At 59.9% G+C, this 16,378-nt stretch carries 16 protein-coding genes; 6 read left to right on the forward strand and 10 right to left on the reverse strand.

Going from position 1 to position 16,378, the window contains the following annotated elements; all coding sequences use genetic code 11:
• Window positions 1–2 precede the first annotated feature (2 nt).
• The 3 genes from choV to B195_RS01785 all read right to left on the reverse strand — a co-directional run bounded on the left by choV (window position 3) and on the right by B195_RS01785 (window position 3,039).
• A complete protein-coding gene (choV, locus tag B195_RS01775; protein WP_004419578.1) occupies window positions 3–1,181 on the reverse strand; it encodes a choline ABC transporter ATP-binding protein in 1,179 nt (392 codons plus the stop codon).
• Window positions 1,178–2,023, reverse strand: a complete 846-nt coding sequence (gene choW / locus B195_RS01780; RefSeq protein WP_004419575.1) for a choline ABC transporter permease subunit — start codon at window positions 2,021–2,023, stop codon at window positions 1,178–1,180. Before choW ends, choV begins: the two co-directional genes overlap by 4 nt.
• Window positions 2,024–2,091: 68 nt before the next feature.
• Window positions 2,092–3,039, reverse strand: coding sequence for a choline ABC transporter substrate-binding protein (locus B195_RS01785; RefSeq protein ID WP_004419573.1), 948 nt, complete (start codon window positions 3,037–3,039; stop codon window positions 2,092–2,094).
• Window positions 3,040–3,398: 359 nt separating this feature from the next.
• Between B195_RS01785 and B195_RS01790 the strand changes: the two genes are divergently transcribed.
• Both B195_RS01790 and B195_RS01795 read left to right on the forward strand, forming a co-directional pair.
• Window positions 3,399–4,775, forward strand: coding sequence for an L-serine ammonia-lyase (locus tag B195_RS01790; protein ID WP_004419571.1), 1,377 nt, complete (start codon window positions 3,399–3,401; stop codon window positions 4,773–4,775).
• 436 nt (window positions 4,776–5,211) lie between these two features.
• Window positions 5,212–6,315, forward strand: coding sequence for a GlxA family transcriptional regulator (locus B195_RS01795; protein WP_004419569.1), 1,104 nt, complete (start codon window positions 5,212–5,214; stop codon window positions 6,313–6,315).
• Window positions 6,316–6,419: 104 nt separating this feature from the next.
• Here the strand turns inward: B195_RS01795 and B195_RS01800 are convergent, their stop codons facing one another.
• From B195_RS01800 to choX, 5 genes are all read right to left on the reverse strand, one after another.
• The gene (locus B195_RS01800; RefSeq protein WP_004419567.1) at window positions 6,420–6,677 is read right to left on the reverse strand and encodes a hypothetical protein; all 258 of its coding nucleotides are present in this window, start codon (window positions 6,675–6,677) and stop codon (window positions 6,420–6,422) included.
• A 235-nt stretch (window positions 6,678–6,912) separates the two neighbouring features.
• Window positions 6,913–7,395 (reverse strand): thioesterase family protein, encoded by a 483-nt coding sequence (locus B195_RS01805; protein ID WP_004419565.1) that lies wholly within the window; start codon window positions 7,393–7,395, stop codon window positions 6,913–6,915.
• 12 nt (window positions 7,396–7,407) lie between these two features.
• A complete protein-coding gene (locus B195_RS01810; RefSeq protein ID WP_004419563.1) occupies window positions 7,408–8,373 on the reverse strand; it encodes an L-carnitine dehydrogenase in 966 nt (321 codons plus the stop codon).
• Between the two features lie 131 nt (window positions 8,374–8,504).
• On the reverse strand, window positions 8,505–9,392 hold the full coding sequence (locus B195_RS01815; RefSeq protein WP_004419561.1) for a 3-keto-5-aminohexanoate cleavage protein: 888 nt from the start codon (window positions 9,390–9,392) through the stop codon (window positions 8,505–8,507).
• 73 nt (window positions 9,393–9,465) lie between these two features.
• Window positions 9,466–10,392, reverse strand: a complete 927-nt coding sequence (choX, locus tag B195_RS01820) for a choline ABC transporter substrate-binding protein (protein WP_004419560.1) — start codon at window positions 10,390–10,392, stop codon at window positions 9,466–9,468.
• A gap of 165 nt (window positions 10,393–10,557) precedes the next feature.
• Here choX and B195_RS01825 point away from each other — a divergent pair, with 165 nt between their 5' ends.
• A complete protein-coding gene (locus B195_RS01825; RefSeq protein ID WP_004419558.1) occupies window positions 10,558–11,493 on the forward strand; it encodes a GlxA family transcriptional regulator in 936 nt (311 codons plus the stop codon).
• On the opposite strand, the gene B195_RS01830 is transcribed toward B195_RS01825, so the two are convergent.
• The gene (locus tag B195_RS01830) at window positions 11,490–11,906 is read right to left on the reverse strand and encodes a DUF3010 family protein (protein WP_004419555.1); all 417 of its coding nucleotides are present in this window, start codon (window positions 11,904–11,906) and stop codon (window positions 11,490–11,492) included. The genes B195_RS01825 and B195_RS01830 overlap by 4 nt on opposite strands.
• 48 nt (window positions 11,907–11,954) lie before the next feature.
• Window positions 11,955–12,356: a lysozyme inhibitor LprI family protein gene (locus B195_RS01835; protein ID WP_004419553.1), complete on the reverse strand. Its 402-nt coding sequence runs from the start codon at window positions 12,354–12,356 to the stop codon at window positions 11,955–11,957.
• Between the two features lie 219 nt (window positions 12,357–12,575).
• On the opposite strand from B195_RS01835, the gene B195_RS01845 reads away from it, so the two are divergent.
• The 3 genes from B195_RS01845 (at window position 12,576) to dgcA (ending at window position 16,289) form a co-directional block, all read left to right on the forward strand.
• The gene (locus B195_RS01845) at window positions 12,576–13,553 is read left to right on the forward strand and encodes a dipeptidase (RefSeq protein WP_004419552.1); all 978 of its coding nucleotides are present in this window, start codon (window positions 12,576–12,578) and stop codon (window positions 13,551–13,553) included.
• Window positions 13,554–13,682: 129 nt separating this feature from the next.
• A complete protein-coding gene (locus tag B195_RS01850; RefSeq protein WP_004419551.1) occupies window positions 13,683–14,213 on the forward strand; it encodes a 4-vinyl reductase in 531 nt (176 codons plus the stop codon).
• Window positions 14,214–14,228: 15 nt separating this feature from the next.
• Window positions 14,229–16,289 (forward strand): dimethylglycine demethylation protein DgcA, encoded by a 2,061-nt coding sequence (dgcA, locus tag B195_RS01855; protein WP_004419549.1) that lies wholly within the window; start codon window positions 14,229–14,231, stop codon window positions 16,287–16,289.
• Window positions 16,290–16,378 lie beyond the last annotated feature (89 nt).

Below are 16,378 nucleotides of genomic sequence, written 5' to 3' on the forward strand. Positions count from 1 at the left end.
ACCTAGCCCAGGTTTTTGCCCAGCAGCGCGTGATACAGCTCGGTATCGCCGAGTATCCCCACCACTTTCTGATTGTCGTGCAGCACCAGCTTGTTGCCGGTCTGATAACGGATTTGCAGCGCGTCGCGCATGCCGATTCCCGAGTCCACCAGGGTCGGGCCACGCCCCAGTCCTTCCACTGCCTGCCCATGGCTCCAGTGCTGCAAGTCCACGTTGCTGGCACCCTGGCGCACGCCCTTGATGGTGTTGCCTTCTGCCAGATCAATCCACGAGTCGTCCCCCGGATCTATGCACACCGAGCCGTTGATGCGTTTGCAGTTGTCCAGCGTGCGCATCAGGCTGCGCCCGCACAGTACGTTCAGGGGGTTGGTATGGGCGACGAAGGTACGCACATAGTCGTCTGCCGGGTTGAGCACGATTTCTTCAGGTTTGCTGTACTGAATGATCTTGCCGTCTTTCATGATCGCGATGCGGCTCCCCAGTTTCAGGGCTTCGTCCAGATCGTGGCTGACAAACACAATGGTCTTGCTGAGCTTGCGCTGTAGCTCCAGCAATTCGTCCTGCAAGCCCTGGCGAATCAGCGGGTCCAGTGCCGAGAAGGGTTCATCCATCAGCAAAATATCGGCGTCCATGGCCAGTGCCCGGGCCAGGCCGACCCGCTGCTGCATGCCGCCGCTCAGTTCATCCGGCTTTTTGTTGCGCCACTGGGTCAGGCCCACCAGCTCCAGCTTTTCGTCCACCAGCGCGCGGCGTTCCTTCTCGGGCCGGCCCTGCATCTCCAGACCAAAACTGATGTTTTCGCGTACGGTCAGCCATGGCATCAGGGCGAACTTTTGAAACACCATGGCGATGCGCTGGGTGCGCATCATTTTCAGTTCGGCCGGGGTGCAGGATGCGATATCGATCTGCTTGCCTTCATGCTCCACATACAACTGGCCACGGCTTACGGTGTTAAGCCCGTTGATACAGCGCAGCAAGCTGGATTTACCCGAGCCGGACAAACCCATCAGCACGCAGATTTCGCCTTTGTCGATGTCCAGGCTGGCGCTCTCGACGCCGACAATCTGCCCGGTCTTTTTCAGGATCTGATCCCGTGACAGCCCTTGGTCCAGCAGGCCCAGGGCCTCGCGCGGATCTTTGGCAAAGATAACGTCAACCTTGTCGAAGCGGATAATGCTCATGCGTCAGCTCCTTTCTTGGCTTCCGGCTGCTTGCAGATCCGGTCGAGCATGATCGCCAGCAATACAATTGCCAGCCCGGCCTCAAAGCCCAGGGCGATGTCTGCGGTGTTCAGTGCGTTGACCACCGGTTTGCCCAGGCCGTCGGCACCCACCAGGGCAGCAATCACCACCATCGACAGCGACAGCATGATGCATTGGGTAATCCCGGCCGCGATGCTGGGCATGGCATGGGGCAGTTCGATGCGTGTGAGCAGCTGGCGGCGCGAACAGCCAAAGGCCTTGCCGGCATCGAGCAGTTCATGGGGTACATCGCGAATCCCCAGGTAGGTCAGGCGAATCGGCGCGGCAATGGCAAAGACCACGGTAGAGATCAGTCCCGGCACCACACCCAGCCCGAACAGGGTCAGGGTCGGGATCAGGTAAACGAAGGTCGGCACGGTCTGCATCAAGTCCAGCACCGGGCGCATGAAGGTGTAGAACATGGGTTTGTGCGCCGCCAGAATGCCCAGCGGCACCCCGATGATCACGCAGACAAAGGTGGCGAACAGCACCTGCGCCAGGGTTTCCATGGTCTCTTGCCAGTACCCCAGATTGAGGATCAGCAGAAACGACAGTGCCACAAACACCGTCAGCCCCCACTTGCGTTGAATAAAGTGCGCGAGCAGTGCAATCAGTCCGATAAACACAAAGGGGTTGAACCAGGTCAGCGCGAACGTCACGCCATGGATCATGGTTTCCAGCGTCAGCGCAATGGCGTCGAAGGTGCTGGCGCCGTGTTTGGTCAGCCAGTCGACGAAGCTGGCGATGTACTCGCCCAGAGGGATCTTGTGATCAATCAGCATGGTAGTGAACGTCCGCATGCAGGGGAATTGAAACGGAGCCGGGCGAGCGTGCCGCCCGGCGCCCGAGCTTACTTCGCGAGACTGGCCTTGACGGCCTCAAGGCCCGGCTTGCCGTCGATAGTGGTCACGCCCGCCAGCCAGGTGTCGAGCACTTGCGGGTTCTGTTTAAGCCAGGCTCTGGCCGCCACGTCCGGTTTGGTCTTGTCATCGAGCACCTTGCCCATCAGGGTGCTTTCCATGTCCAGGGTGAACACCAGATTCTTCAGCAACTGGCCGACGTTCGGGCATTCCTGGGTGTAGCCCTTGCGGGTGTTGGTGTAGATGGTTGCCTGACCATAATTGGGGCCGAAGAACTCATCGCCACCGGTGAGGTATTTCATCTTGAAACGGGTGTTCATCGGGTGCGGTTCCCAGCCCAGAAACACCACCTCGGTGCCACGGCGCTGGGCGCGATCGACTTGTGACAGCATTCCGGCTTCGCTCGACTCCACCACCTTGAAGCCTGCGTCCTTAAGGCCGAAGGCGTTTTTGTCGATCATGGTCTGGATCATGCGATTGCCATCGTTGCCGGGTTCGATGCCGTAGATTTTGCCGTCCAGTTCCTTCTTGAATCTGGGCAGGTCGGAGAAGTCTTTCAAACCCTTGTCATACAGCGCTTCGGGCACGGCCAGGGTGTATTTGGCGTTCTCCAGATTGGCCCGTACGGTCTCCACCGTTCCGGCATCGCGGTAAGCCTTGATGTCGTTTTCCATGGTGGGCATCCAGTTGCCCAGAAACACGTCCATGTTCTTGCCATCGGCCAGTGACTTGTAGGTGACGGGTACTGAAATCATGGTGGTTTTGGTTTTGTAACCGAGGGCCTTGAGCACCTCGCTGGTGACGGCGGTGGTGACGGTGATGTCGGTCCAGCCGACATCCGAGAAGTTAACGGTGCTGCATTGCGCCGGCTCGGCAGCCTGGACGATCACGGGCAGACTCAACAGTGCAGCCAGCAACAGCGACGGGGAATGTTTCATGGAACGACTCCTGGGTGTCTGGGTGGCGGTTTCCGAATCGAAAAGCCGCACGTATCAGTTGCGGTTGGGCGATGCCCGGCAGGGGTTTGGCCGCGCATCTGGCAATCGAGTCGAGACTGATCATGTAACAGTGAAATTCAAACGCCTACAGGGTGCGTCGCATCCAGTACAGGGAGGGTCGTATCTGGTACTTGGGAGGTCGTATATGGAAAATTCCGCTGCTGAAACTGCCTTTTCCAGCTGTCTGCACCGTATAAAACGGCGAGGGCGCTGGCAGGCAAAGCCGGGTCGTAGCTGGACGTTTTAGCTGATTGAAAACCGCCCATAGTGCGGGCATTCACCCCCGAGGCTTTGTGCTCATGGCTATCAGCGTGTTTGACCTGTTCAAGATCGGCATCGGTCCCTCCAGCTCCCACACGGTCGGGCCCATGCGGGCGGCGGCGCTGTTTGTGCAGGGCTTGCGCGAACGCGGCCAGCTGCAACAGGTACGGCGTATCGAAGTGCAGCTTTATGGCTCGTTGTCTGCCACCGGGATCGGCCATGGCAGCGACAATGCAGTGATCATGGGCCTGATGGGCGAATGGCCGGACGTCATCGACCCGGCCTGCATTGGCGAACGCATCGAACAGTTGCGCGAGACCCGGACCCTGCTACTGGACGGTTATCTGCCAGTCCCGTTCGAGTGGGCGCAAGACATGCGCCTGATCGACGAAAACCTGCCGTTTCATCCCAATGCCATGACGCTGGTCGCCGCCAGTGAACAGGGCGAGCTGCATCGCGACAGCTATTACTCAGTGGGCGGCGGCTTTGTGGTGGACGCTGCGCAAGCGGCCAGCGGTGTGCTGGACATGGACCGGACCCTGTTGCCCTATGACTTCTCCAGCGCTGGCGAGCTGCTCGAACTGTGCGCCAGACATCACCTGAGCGTGGCGGCCCTGATGATGGCCAATGAACGCACATGGCGCAGTGAAGAGGAGATCCGCTGTGGCCTGATCAAGCTCTGGCGCGCCATGCAGGACTGCGTGGAGCAGGGGCTGAAGCATGAAGGCATCCTGCCCGGCGGTTTGCATGTGCGTCGCCGCGCGGCGCGCCTGCACCGCAGCTTGCAGGAATTGGGCAAACCCAATGTCATCGGCTCGACCCTCAGCGCCATGGAGTGGGTCAACCTGTTTGCACTGGCGGTCAACGAAGAAAACGCAGCGGGCGGGCGCATGGTCACGGCGCCCACCAACGGCGCGGCGGGCATCATCCCGGCGGTACTGCACTACTTCATGAAATTCAGCGACGAGGTCAGCGAAGCCCATGTGGTTGACTATTTATTAAGCGCGGCGGCGATCGGCATTCTGTGCAAAAAGAACGCCTCCATTTCCGGGGCCGAAGTGGGGTGCCAGGGCGAGGTCGGTTCAGCCTGCGCCATGGCCGCCGCCGGGCTGGCGCAAATCCTGGGTGCCACCCCCGAGCAACTGTGCAACGCGGCCGAAATCGGTCTGGAGCACAACCTGGGCCTGACCTGTGACCCGGTGGGCGGGCTGGTGCAAGTGCCCTGTATCGAGCGCAACGCCATCGCTGCAGTCAAAGCCATCAATGCGGCCCAAATGGCCTTGCGTGGCGATGGCCAGCACTTTATCTCGCTGGACCGGGTGATCCGCACCATGCGCGACACGGGTGCCGACATGCACGACAAATACAAAGAGACCTCACGGGGCGGGCTGGCCGTCAGCGCGGTGGAGTGCTGAGCGGCGGATGACTGGGTCGCCCCCCCCCTCCTGTAGGAGCGAGCTTGCTCGCGAGCTTTCAAGATCAAAAGCTCGCTCCTACAGGTTTGTAGTCAGGTTTTTCGCGCGCTGTTTCAGCGCACACCGATCTCTTTTGGCGCATTCGTGCGCTTGGTGACATTCCGTCACGGCTCTGTTTCTGCCGCCTTCCCACAAGTGCTACCAATGTGCTCAAAAGCGCCGGGCTGTGCGTGTCGGGTCCTTTTAAACAATGCTTGTCAGCGGTTTGGTCAATACCCGCGCAGACACATTGCGACGTCGTTTTCAGGCTTAGTTGAATGGTCATTCAAGTTTAGGCATGGCATTTGCGTTGTGATTGCAAAGCCCCGTCAAACGAGGGCAATAACAAGAGCCTGTGCCTGGGGCCATCACCCGCATTGTGTGAGGAGATATCGCGATGACGTCGTTCAACTCCGGGGTTCAACCCCAGAACCGTACGCCTCAATCCATCGGCTTTCTGCTGCTGGACAATTTCACGCTCATTTCCCTGGCTTCCGCGATAGAACCCTTGCGCATGGCCAATCAGCTGTCCGGTCGCGAGTTGTATCGCTGGAGCACCCTCACCGCAGATGGCAGTCAGGTATGGGCCAGCGACGGCCTGCAAGTAACCCCCGATGCAAGCATGTACAAGGCCCCGGCACTGGACATGGTGATTGTTTGCGGCGGTATCGGTATTCAACGCACTGTTACCCGCGAGCACGTTTCATGGTTGCAAAGCCAGGCGCGCCAATCGCGCCGTCTGGGCGCCGTATGCACCGGCAGCTGGGCCCTGGCCTACGCCGGTCTGCTGGACGGCTTTGATTGCAGCGTGCACTGGGAATGTCTGGCCTCCATGCAGGAAGCCTTTCCGCGGGTCGCCATGAGTACCCGCCTGTTTACCCTCGACCGCAGCCGCTTTACCAGTTCGGGCGGTACCGCACCGCTGGACATGATGCTGCACCTGATCAGCCGCGATCATGGCCGTGAGCTGTCGGCGGCCATTTCGGAAATGTTTGTGTATGAACGCATTCGCAACGAACAGGACCATCAGCGGGTGCCGCTCAAGCACATGCTTGGCACCAACCAGCCCAAGCTGCAGGAAATCGTGGCATTGATGGAGGCCAATCTCGAAGAGCCCATCGACCTTGATGAGCTGGCGGTGTATGTCACCGTATCGCGACGTCAGCTGGAGCGCCTGTTTCAGAAGTATTTGCACTGCTCGCCATCGCGTTACTACCTCAAGCTGAGGCTGGTGCGGGCGCGGCAGTTACTCAAGCAGACACCCATGTCGATCATTGAAGTGGCAGCGGTGTGCGGCTTTGTTTCTACCCCGCATTTCTCCAAGTGTTACCGCGAGTATTTCGGTATTCCGCCACGGGATGAGCGAGTGGGCTCCAACACCGCGCAACAGACAACCCTGATCCCGATTCCGCAGTCACTGCTGATGACGCCGCTGGCCGGCCCCATGTCTGCCTTGAATCAGGCGCGCAACGAATCGACCTTTGCCAGCGTACGACTGTAACGCCGCAAAGCCTTCTGCAGGCGCGAGCTTGCTCGCGAGCATTTCAGCGAAGAGCTCGCGAGGCAAGCTCGCTCCTGCAGAGGTTGGGGCAGGCAGAGGTGGGGTCAGGCCATTTTGCTTTGCTTGAATTGCGCCAGCCCCGGCAGCAGCTGTTGATCTATGGCCTGGCGCACCGCCGGCAAAATGGTCGCGCTGCCGGTGTAGAGTTTTTCTACCAGGCCCTTGAGTGCGCGAGCATTGGTTTCATTCAGTCCACAGACCACCGTCGTACAGGCTTGCTCGGCGCTGCCAGACACCTCAAACCCCAGTGAGCGCAGTTGGCCCAGCAGGTCTTGCTCATCAATCAAATCCGCGTGCATCATTTTTTTATCCTTCTACAGAGGCGCGATCGAACTCGATTCTGGTACGGCTTGGTCAAGGGGGCAAGGGGCGGTCTGACGATATGTCCGGGATGCCTAAGCGCAGGTCGTTTTCGGCTAAGTGCCGGTGCACTGGGCTGTGCACACTGACTTTCGCGGCATCGTCGATGGTTTGGTCACCCTCTCGGCATCACACAGAGTTAGCCCCGAACCTGTCACGGCAGGTCCGGGGCTTTTTTCATGCCCTGGCGGTGCCGGGCAAACCGATCACCCGGCCCACATAAGCCGGTTTGGGCAGGTCTCCCTGGCGGGTTTCTATTGCCTGCAACAACGCCAGTGAATGTTCGCTGAACGGTGCCGAGTGCGGGCCTGCAAGGTCGACATGCAGCAGCATTTGCTCATTGCCGGCCAGGGTTTGCTCTTCGCCGATCAGGTGCAGGCTGTGATAAAGATGCAGGCGCTTTTTATCATGGCCGATGATCTGGGTGCGCACTTCGACCCGGGCGCCGAGCTTCACTTCGTGCAGGTAGTTCATGTGCACTTCCAGGGTGAACAGCGAATGGCCGCTGGCTTCGCGATTCTGGCTGTCGAGTCCCAGGTGGTCCATCAGCCCATCGGTGGCATAGCTGAAAATCAGCAGGTAAAACGCGTCCCGCAAATGGCCGTTGTAATCGACCCACTCTTCAAGAACGGGGGTGCTGTAGGTGGTGAGGATGGGCATGCAGAACCTCGCTCAATCGTTGATGGCAATGCCGTGTTTGAGTTTGGTCGCGTTCACCGCTTCCATCACCGCCAGCAGGCAATCGTCACGATAGCTCTCCAGCGCGGCAATGCTGTGGCTGCCCAGTTGTTCAGTTGTACCTTCAACCACGTCGTCGATCAGTTTTTCGCTGAGTTCCGGCGCCGGCAGGTAGGTCCACGGCAGTTTCAGGGCCGGGCCGAACTGGTTCATGAAGTGCCGCATGCCCGCATCGCCACCGGCCAGGGTGTAGGTGAGGAATGTGCCCATGAACGACCAGCGCAAACCGGCGCCAAAGCGAATGGCATCGTCGATCTCGCCAGTGGTTGCCACCCCGTCATTGACCAGGTGCAGCGCCTCGCGCCACAGGGCTTCGAGCAAGCGGTCAGCGATAAAACCCGGTACTTCCTTGCGCACATGCAAGGGGCGCATGCCCAGGGATTTATAGACCTCGATCGCAGCCGCAATGGCTTGTGGTGCAGTTTTTTGTCCGCCCACCACTTCCACCAGCGGCAGCAAGTACACCGGGTTGAAAGGGTGGCCGACGATGCAGCGCTCGGGATGGGTGGATGTCTCGTAGAACTCGCTGGGCAGCAGGCCCGAGGTGCTGGAGCCGATCAGTGCATCGGGTTTGGCGGCAGCGCTGATTTTGCTGTGCAGCTCGAGTTTGAGATCGAGCCGCTCGGGTGCGCTTTCCTGAATGAAATCGGCGTCGCGTACACATTCTTCAATGGTGCTGACAAAGCGCAGGCGGTCCTGGGACGCGCCTTTGCCGAGGCCGCTTTTTTCCAGCGCCGGCCAGGCCTTGGCCACGCGCTTGCGCAGGGCGGCTTCGGCGCCGGGGGCAGGGTCCCAGGCCACCACGTCGAGGCCATGGGCCAGTGCGCGGGCGACCCAGCCGCTGCCAATGACACCGCTGCCAAGGGCGGCGAAGGTTTTGATGTTAGTGATAAAGGTCATGGGCGATTCCTGATCAAAATTCGGTCTTAAACCTGTAGGAGCGAGCTTTTCGCTGTTTCGCTGTTTCGCTGAAGAGCTCGCGAGGCAAGCTCGCTCCTACAGGGGGGGCAGGTGGGCAGGGGGAGGCGGGGTTAGTGGCGCTGGCTCAAACCCATCTTTACCCGGCCTTCAGCCGGGGTCAGCACCCTGGCGCCAAGGCGGCTGAGGATTTCTGCGGCACGCTCCACCAGCTGTCCGTTGCTCGCCAGTACCCCGCGATCCAGCCACAGGTTGTCTTCCAGCCCGACCCGGACGTTGCCGCCGAGCAAGACCGCCTGGGCAGCCATGGGCATTTGCATGCGACCAATGCCGAACCCGGCCCACACCGCATTGGCGGGCAGGTTGTCGACCATGGCTTTCATGCTGGTGGTGTCTGCCGGAGCACCCCAGGGGATGCCCAGGCACAGCTGGAACAGCGGATCGTCGAGCAGGCCTTCCTTGATCATTTGCTTGGCGAACCACAGATGGCCGGTGTCGAAAATCTCCAGTTCGGCTTTGACCCCCAGCTCCTGAATGCGCTTGGCCCCCGCCCGCAGCTGCGCCGGGGTCGAAACGTAAATGGTGTCGCCGTCACCGAAGTTCAGGGTGCCGCAGTCCAGGGTGCAGATTTCCGGCAGCAAGGCTTCGACGTGTGCCAGACGGGTCAGCGGCCCGACCAGATCGGTATTGGGGCCAAACTCCATCGGGTTCTCGCCGGGGCCGATGTGCAAGTCACCGCCCATCCCGGCCGTGAGGTTGACGATAATGTCGATGTCGGCCTCGCGGATGCGCTCCATCAGTTCGCGGTACAGCGCCACATCACGGCTGAACTGACCGGTTTTCGGATCACGCACATGGCAATGCACCACTGTGGCTCCGGCCTTGGCCGCTTCCACGGCGGCGTCGGCAATTTGCTTGGGCGTGATCGGTACCAGGTGGCTGCGGGCGCTGGTGTCGCCGGCACCGGTGAGTGCGCAAGTGATGATGACGTCGTGGTTCATGGGGCATTTCCTTTGGGCGTAGAGCGCCACGCCGCTGCCGTTGCAGGCGGCGGCCGAGGGGCTCGGTGTTGAATTATTTGGCGCTGAGTTTCAGGTTCCCTGCAGCGGGTTTGCCGTCCGCTGTGGTAACACCTTCGAGCCAGCGCTGCTGGTCTTGCGGGTGGTCCCTGAGCCACTGGCGGGCCGATGCCCGGGCGTCTTTGTGATCCAGCAACGGCTGCATCATGCGGCTCTCGTCATCGGCGCTGAAGGTCAGGTTGCTCAGCAAGCGGCTGACGTTCGGGCAGCGGCTGGCGTAGTCCGGCGTGGTCACTGTCCACACCGTGGCCAGGCCTTCATTCGGGCCCAGTGCGTCTTCACTGCCGGTCAGGTAGGTCATTTTCTGGTTGATGTTCATCGGGTGCGGGGTCCAGCCAAAGAACACAATCGGTTCATTGCGGTTGACCGCGCGGGTCACGGCCGAAAGCATCCCGGCCTCGCTGGATTCCACCAGCTGGAACTTGCCCAGGCCAAAGCGGTTTTGCTCGATCATGGCCTTGATCTGGGTGTTGGCACCGGAGCCCGGTTCAATCCCGTAAATCTTGCCCCCCAGTTCTTTTTCGAATCGGGCAATGTCAGCAAAGCTTTTAAGCCCCTTGTCGCTCATATAGGTCGGCACGGCGAGCATGGCCTTGGCATCTTTAAGGCTGGGCTCGGCCAGCACCGTCACCTGTCTGGCATCGACAAAGGGGGTGATGCTCTGGTTCATGATCGGGTTCCAGTAGCCCAGAAACATGTCCAGCCGGTTGTCACGTATCCCGGCGAAGATGATTTGCTGGGAGGCGCTGGTCTGTTTGGTTTTGTAGCCGAGACCGTCGAGCAGGGTTTGCGCCATGGCGCTGGTGGCGATCACATCGGTCCAGTTGACCACGCCCATGCGTACGTTCTTGCACGATGGATCTTCGCCAGCCAGCACATAGGGGCTGAGTACCAACAAGCAACAGCTGATCAGTCGTTTCATGGAGCGGGCCTCGGCAGGTTGTTATTAGGTAGCCGGTGTCTTTGTGCACCGTGACGCCAAGTTACCGAGGTCGGGTATTGCTTAACCGCACTGGAGCGACGGGCTTTTGCACTGTAGCGACCTGAGTGTGTTTCAATCCTGCGAACTGACTGCACGAGCGCCTCCATGCCCAAGGACTTCTATTTCCTGCTGCTGCCCGGCTTTTCCTCGTTGGGCTTTATTTCTGCGATTGAGCCGCTGCGGGTGGCCAACCGCTTTCGCGGCGAGCTGTACCGCTGGCACGTGCTGAGCAGCGACGGTGGCGCGGTACCGGCGAGCAACGGCATGTCGGTCAATGCCGAGGCAGGGCTGGAGGCGCTCACCGCAGGGGCGACGTTACTGGTGGTGGCCGGTTTCGAGCCACTGGCCCATGTCACGCCGGCACTGATTCACTGGCTGCGGCGTCTGGACGGCGAAGGGGTAAGCCTGGGCGGGATCGATACCGGCAGTTTTGTGCTGGCCGAGGCGGGCCTGCTCGACGGCTATCGTCTGACCCTGCACTGGGAAGCGCTGGAGGCGTTCAAGGAATCATGGCCGCGGTTACAGGTCACGCAAGAGCTGTTTGAAATCGACCGCCGACGGATTACCTGCGCGGGCGGTACGGCCTCTATCGACATGATGCTCGATCTGATTGCCCAGGCGCACGGCCCGGAACTGGCTATCGAGGTATCAGAGCAGTTCGTGCTCGGGCGTATCCGCCCGCGCAAGGATCACCAGCGCATGCAAGTTGCCACGCGTTACGGCATCCGTAACAAGAAGCTGGTGCAGGTGATTGGCGAGATGGAGCAGCACACCGAGCCGCCCCTGAGCATTTCGCAACTGGCACTGAGCATCAACGTCACCCAGCGCCAGCTGGAGCGCCTGTTCCGCCTGCACCTGAACGATACTCCGCGCAACTTCTACCTTGGCCTGCGCCTGCAGAAAGCCCGGCAACTGCTGCGCCAGACCGACATGAGCGTGCTGGATATCAGCCTGGCCTGCGGTTTTGAATCACCGTCGTACTTCACCCGCAGCTATCGCGCGCGATTTGCCTGTGCACCGAGACAGGACCGGGTCGGTTAACCCTTGAGCAGCGCCGCACACGCAGCCTTGTACGCATCATGCTGATATTTGTTCAGCGAGGCGGGCAGCTCGAAAGCGTGCTTTTTGAATTGCGCGTTGAGGGTTTGCGGTGACAGCAATTGCACCTCACAAGCGTCCAGCAACTGGATGATGCCTTCGATTTTGAAGGTGGTCGGCCCGCCGGCGAACTCGCCTTTTTTGCTGCGCTTTTTAATCGCGATGCGGGTGATGGCGTTGGTCTTCACAAAGGCTGTGACCTGCGCGGCGAAGGCTTTGACGTTGAGGGCATCGTCATCATCGTCGAGGGCGATTTTCTTGGTCGCAATGGCTAGATGTTGAAGACCGTCGGGGCCCTGGGTGGCGACGGCGAAGATCGCTTCGCTGCCTTTGATATCGATACCGCAAATAGTCATAAAAACCCTGGATTTAAATAAGGCATCTGATCTGTGGGAGCAGGGTGGTTATTCCTGCCCGATCGATTCCAGAAACTCCGAACGATCATCGCTCATGCGGGCCATGCAGTCGTTCTGGGCAATGTTGAAGGTCTCGGTGCCGGATGTGGCAGGGAACACCACAATCGCGCAGTCGGCGTCACGCTGGTGCAACCACAGCGCCTGAGCGGTCTTGATCTTGCTGATGATGTTATTGAGCTGAGTTGCGTTTGAGCCGTACATCGAGTTCATTCGCGTCTGCAGGGCTTCGTAATTTTCGGTCAGCAACAGCTCGGCCGCATTCTTGCTGTACGCCGAACACGCCAGGGTTTGCTGGTCGTTTTCCACCGCATCGCACGGGTTGTAGTCGGCATCATCGGCTGCGTACGCACCGCTTGTGATCAACGCCAAGGCCAGGAGAATCGATTTCATTGCGGCTTCCTAATCCATAGATGGGACGGATTCTGGCTTAAGCGTGGGCCAAAGAACAGCCACGCAGCATAGGTCATTACTTTGGCGCCGAGGGCTTTGTCGCGGATTGACGCTTTCGGCAATTGCGCTGTCGCTTTTGCACCCGGCTGTTTTTAACCCCGAGCCTATGCTGGCCCCAAAGCGCCGGCAGACGATTCGGCGCCCATAAGGGGACGCCTGATGAGCCCAGCCGAGTTGCACGCAGACAGCATCGTTATCGACGGGCTGATCATTGCCAAATGGAGCCGCGAACTGTTCGAAGACATGCGTAAAGGCGGCCTCACAGCAGCCAACTGCACGGTGTCGGTGTGGGAGGGTTTTCAAGCCACGATCAATAATATTGTGGCCAGCCAGACCCTTATTCGCGAAAACAGCGACCTGGTGATCCCGGTAAAAACCACTGCGGATATTCGTCGGGCCAAGGAACAGGGCAAGACCGGTATCATTTTTGGCTTCCAGAACGCCCACGCCTTTGAAGACCAGCTGGGCTATATCGAGATCTTCAAGCAGCTCGGAGTCGGCGTGGTGCAGATGTGCTACAACACGCAAAACCTGGTGGGCACCGGCTGCTACGAGCGTGATGGCGGGCTCTCGGGCTTTGGCCGCGAAGTGGTGGCCGAAATGAACCGCGTCGGGATCATGTGCGACCTGTCCCATGTGGGTTCAAAAACCTCGGAAGAGGTGATCCTCGAATCGAAGAAACCGGTCTGCTACTCGCACTGTCTGCCGTCCGGCCTCAAAGAGCACCCGCGCAACAAATCCGACGCCGAACTTAAATTCATCGCCGACCACGGCGGTTTTGTCGGGGTGACCATGTTTGCGCCATTTCTGGCCAAGGGCATCGACTCCACCATTGACGACTATGCCCAGGCCATCGAGTACACGATGAATATCGTCGGCGAAGATGCGATCGGTATCGGCACCGACTTCACCCAGGGTCACGGTCAGGACTTCTTCGAAATGCTGACCCACGACAAGGGCTATGCCCGGCGTCTGACCAGCTTCGGCAAGATCATCAACCCGCTGGGCATCCGCACTGTGGGTGAGTTCCCCAACCTCACTGAAACCCTGCTCAAGCGCGGTCACCCCGAGCGCGTGGTGCGCAAAATCATGGGCGAAAACTGGGTCAACGTGCTCAAGGACGTCTGGGGCGAATAGCCGAACAGCTCCTCGTAGTCGCTGCCGAAGGCTGCGATGAGGACTTCTTGAAAAACGGGCTGCTTCGCAACCCTTCGCAGCCTGCGGCAGCGACTACATAGATTTGTTGAATTTCTGGAGTTTTGTTCCATGGCTAAAATCGCCCCGCAATTGCCTATCGAAGTCGACAGTGAAACCGGTGTCTGGACCTCTGACGCCCTGCCCATGCTCTATGTGCCACGGCATTTTTTCGTCAACAACCATATGGGCATCGAGGAGGTGCTGGGTGCTGACGCCTACGCCGAAATTCTCTACAAGGCCGGCTACAAATCCGCCTGGCACTGGTGCGAAAAAGAAGCCGAGTGCCACGGCCTGGAAGGGGTCGCGGTGTTCGAGCACTACATGAAGCGTCTGTCCCAGCGTGGCTGGGGCCTGTTCGAAATCCAGGACATCGACCTCGATAAAGGCACTGCCACCATCAAGCTCGAGCACTCCTGTTTCGTCTACGTGTACGGCAAGGTCGGGCGCAAGGTCGATTACATGTTCACCGGCTGGTTTGCCGGCGCCATGGATCAGATTCTGCAGGCCCGTGGCAGCCACATTCGCACCCGCGCCGAGCAGATTTATAGCGGATCGGAAGAGGGCCACGACCACGGCCTGTTTATCGTCAAGCCGTTGTAAGTCGAGGATCGGGATATGGCGTTCGAAGCAATGTTTGAGCCGATTCAAATCGGCAAACTGACCATCCGCAACCGCGTGCTCAGCACTGCCCACGCCGAGGTGTATGCCACCGATGGCGGCATGACCACTGAGCGCTACGTGCAGTACTACGAAGAAAAAGCCAAGGGCGGTATCGGCCTGGCGATTTGCGGGGGGTCATCGGTGGTGGCCATCGACAGCCCCCAGGAGTGGTGGAGTTCGGTCAACCTGAGCACCGACCGCATCATCCCGCACTTCCAGAACCTGGCCGATGCCATGCACAAGCACGGCGCCAAGATCATGATCCAGATAACCCACATGGGCCGCCGCTCACGCTGGGACGGCTTCAACTGGCCGACCCTGATGTCGCCGTCCGGGGTGCGCGAACCGGTGCACCGTGCCACCTGCAAAACCATCGAGCCGGAAGAAATCTGGCGCGTGATCGGCAACTACGCCAGTGCGGCAGGGCGCGCCAAGAAAGGCGGGCTGGACGGGGTCGAACTGTCGGCGGTGCACCAGCACATGATTGATCAGTTCTGGAGCCCGCGGGTCAACAAACGCACTGATGAATGGGGCGGCAGTTTTGAAAACCGCATGCGCTTCGGCCTCGAAGTACTCAAGGCCGTGCGTGCCGAAGTCGGTCCGGATTTCTGCGTCGGCATTCGCCTGTGCGGTGACGAATTTCACCCCGATGGCTTGAGCCACGAGGACATGAAACAAATCGCCAAGTACTACGACGACACCGGCATGCTCGACTTTATCGGCGTGGTCGGCTCGGGCTGTGATACCCACAACACCCTGGCCAACGTGATCCCCAACATGAGTTTTCCACCGGAGCCGTTTCTGCACCTGGCCGCCGGGATCAAGGAAGTGGTCAAGGCCCCGGTGCTGCACGCGCAAAATATCAAGGACCCGAATCAGGCCACGCGGATTCTGGAAGGCGGTTACGTGGACATGGTGGGCATGACCCGTGCCCACATCGCCGACCCGCACCTGATCGCCAAAATCAAAATGGGCCAGATCGACCAGATCAAGCAATGCGTGGGCGCCAACTACTGCATCGACCGTCAGTACCAGGGCCTGGACGTGCTCTGTATCCAGAACGCCGCCACCTCCCGGGAATACATGGGCGTGCCGCATATCATCCAGAAAAGTACCGGGGCCAAACGCAAGGTGGTGATAGTCGGCGCCGGGCCTGCCGGCATGGAGGCGGCGCGGGTAGCCGCGGAACGGGGTCACGACGTGACCCTGTTCGAGAAAAAGGATGTCATCGGCGGGCAAATCACCACCGCCTCCAAAGCCCCGCAACGGGACCAGATGGCCGGCATTACCCGCTGGTTCCAGCTGGAACTGGCGCGCCTGAACGTTGATCTGCGTCTGGGCACCGCGGCAGACCCGGCGACCATTCTCGATCTGCGTCCCGACATCGTGGTGCTGGCCGTGGGCGGGCATCCGTTTGTGGAACAGAACGAACACTGGGGCGCTGCCGAAGGGCTGGTGGTCAGCAGCTGGGACGTGCTCGACGGCAAGGTCGAGCCGGGCAAGAACGTGCTGGTGTACGACACCATCTGCGAGTTTACCGGCATGTCCGTCGCCGACTTCATGGCTGACAAAGGTGCCCAGGTCGAGATCGTGACCGACGACACCAAGCCCGGGGTGGCGATTGGCGGCACCTCATTCCCCACCTACTACCGCAGCCTGTACCCCAAGGAAGTGATCATGACCGGGGACATGATGCTGGAGAAGGTCTACCGCGAAGGCGACAAGCTGATTGCCGTTCTGGAGAACGAATACACCGGCGCCAGGGAAGAGCGGGTGGTGGACCAGGTGGTGATCGAGAATGGCGTGCGTCCGGATGAAGAATTGTATTACGGGCTTAAACCGGACTCGCGCAACAAGGGCCAGATCGACGTCGAAGCGCTGTTTGCGATCAAGCCGCAACCGTGCCTGAGCGAGCCGGGGGACGGTTACCTGCTGTTCCGCATCGGTGACTGCGTGGCCCAGCGCAACGTACATGCCGCGATCTATGACGCACTCAGGTTGTGCAAGGATTTCTAAGCACGTGTGAATAACTCCGGGAGCTGGCTTGCCGGCGATGAGGCATAGGCAATTGCCAGCAACATCGCCGGCAAGCCGGCTCCCACAGG

The sequence above is a fragment of the Pseudomonas sp. Lz4W genome, assembly GCF_000346225.2.
In the GTDB taxonomy this organism is placed as follows: domain Bacteria; phylum Pseudomonadota; class Gammaproteobacteria; order Pseudomonadales; family Pseudomonadaceae; genus Aquipseudomonas; species Aquipseudomonas paraversuta.

Coding starts and splice junctions, on each gene's coding strand:
- B195_RS01815 (WP_004419561.1), bottom strand. CDS start 9,392: ATGAACCACGACGTCATCATCACTTGCGCACTCACCGGTGCCGGCGAC.
- B195_RS01850 (WP_004419551.1), top strand. CDS start 13,683: ATGGCTAAAATCGCCCCGCAATTGCCTATCGAAGTCGACAGTGAAACC.
- B195_RS01845 (WP_004419552.1), top strand. CDS start 12,576: ATGAGCCCAGCCGAGTTGCACGCAGACAGCATCGTTATCGACGGGCTG.
- B195_RS01810 (WP_004419563.1), bottom strand. CDS start 8,373: ATGACCTTTATCACTAACATCAAAACCTTCGCCGCCCTTGGCAGCGGT.
- dgcA (WP_004419549.1), top strand. CDS start 14,229: ATGGCGTTCGAAGCAATGTTTGAGCCGATTCAAATCGGCAAACTGACC.
- choV (WP_004419578.1), bottom strand. CDS start 1,181: ATGAGCATTATCCGCTTCGACAAGGTTGACGTTATCTTTGCCAAAGAT.
- choW (WP_004419575.1), bottom strand. CDS start 2,023: ATGCTGATTGATCACAAGATCCCTCTGGGCGAGTACATCGCCAGCTTC.
- B195_RS01785 (WP_004419573.1), bottom strand. CDS start 3,039: ATGAAACATTCCCCGTCGCTGTTGCTGGCTGCACTGTTGAGTCTGCCC.
- B195_RS01825 (WP_004419558.1), top strand. CDS start 10,558: ATGCCCAAGGACTTCTATTTCCTGCTGCTGCCCGGCTTTTCCTCGTTG.
- B195_RS01805 (WP_004419565.1), bottom strand. CDS start 7,395: ATGCCCATCCTCACCACCTACAGCACCCCCGTTCTTGAAGAGTGGGTC.
- B195_RS01830 (WP_004419555.1), bottom strand. CDS start 11,906: ATGACTATTTGCGGTATCGATATCAAAGGCAGCGAAGCGATCTTCGCC.
- B195_RS01835 (WP_004419553.1), bottom strand. CDS start 12,356: ATGAAATCGATTCTCCTGGCCTTGGCGTTGATCACAAGCGGTGCGTAC.
- B195_RS01795 (WP_004419569.1), top strand. CDS start 5,212: ATGACGTCGTTCAACTCCGGGGTTCAACCCCAGAACCGTACGCCTCAA.
- choX (WP_004419560.1), bottom strand. CDS start 10,392: ATGAAACGACTGATCAGCTGTTGCTTGTTGGTACTCAGCCCCTATGTG.
- B195_RS01790 (WP_004419571.1), top strand. CDS start 3,399: ATGGCTATCAGCGTGTTTGACCTGTTCAAGATCGGCATCGGTCCCTCC.
- B195_RS01800 (WP_004419567.1), bottom strand. CDS start 6,677: ATGATGCACGCGGATTTGATTGATGAGCAAGACCTGCTGGGCCAACTG.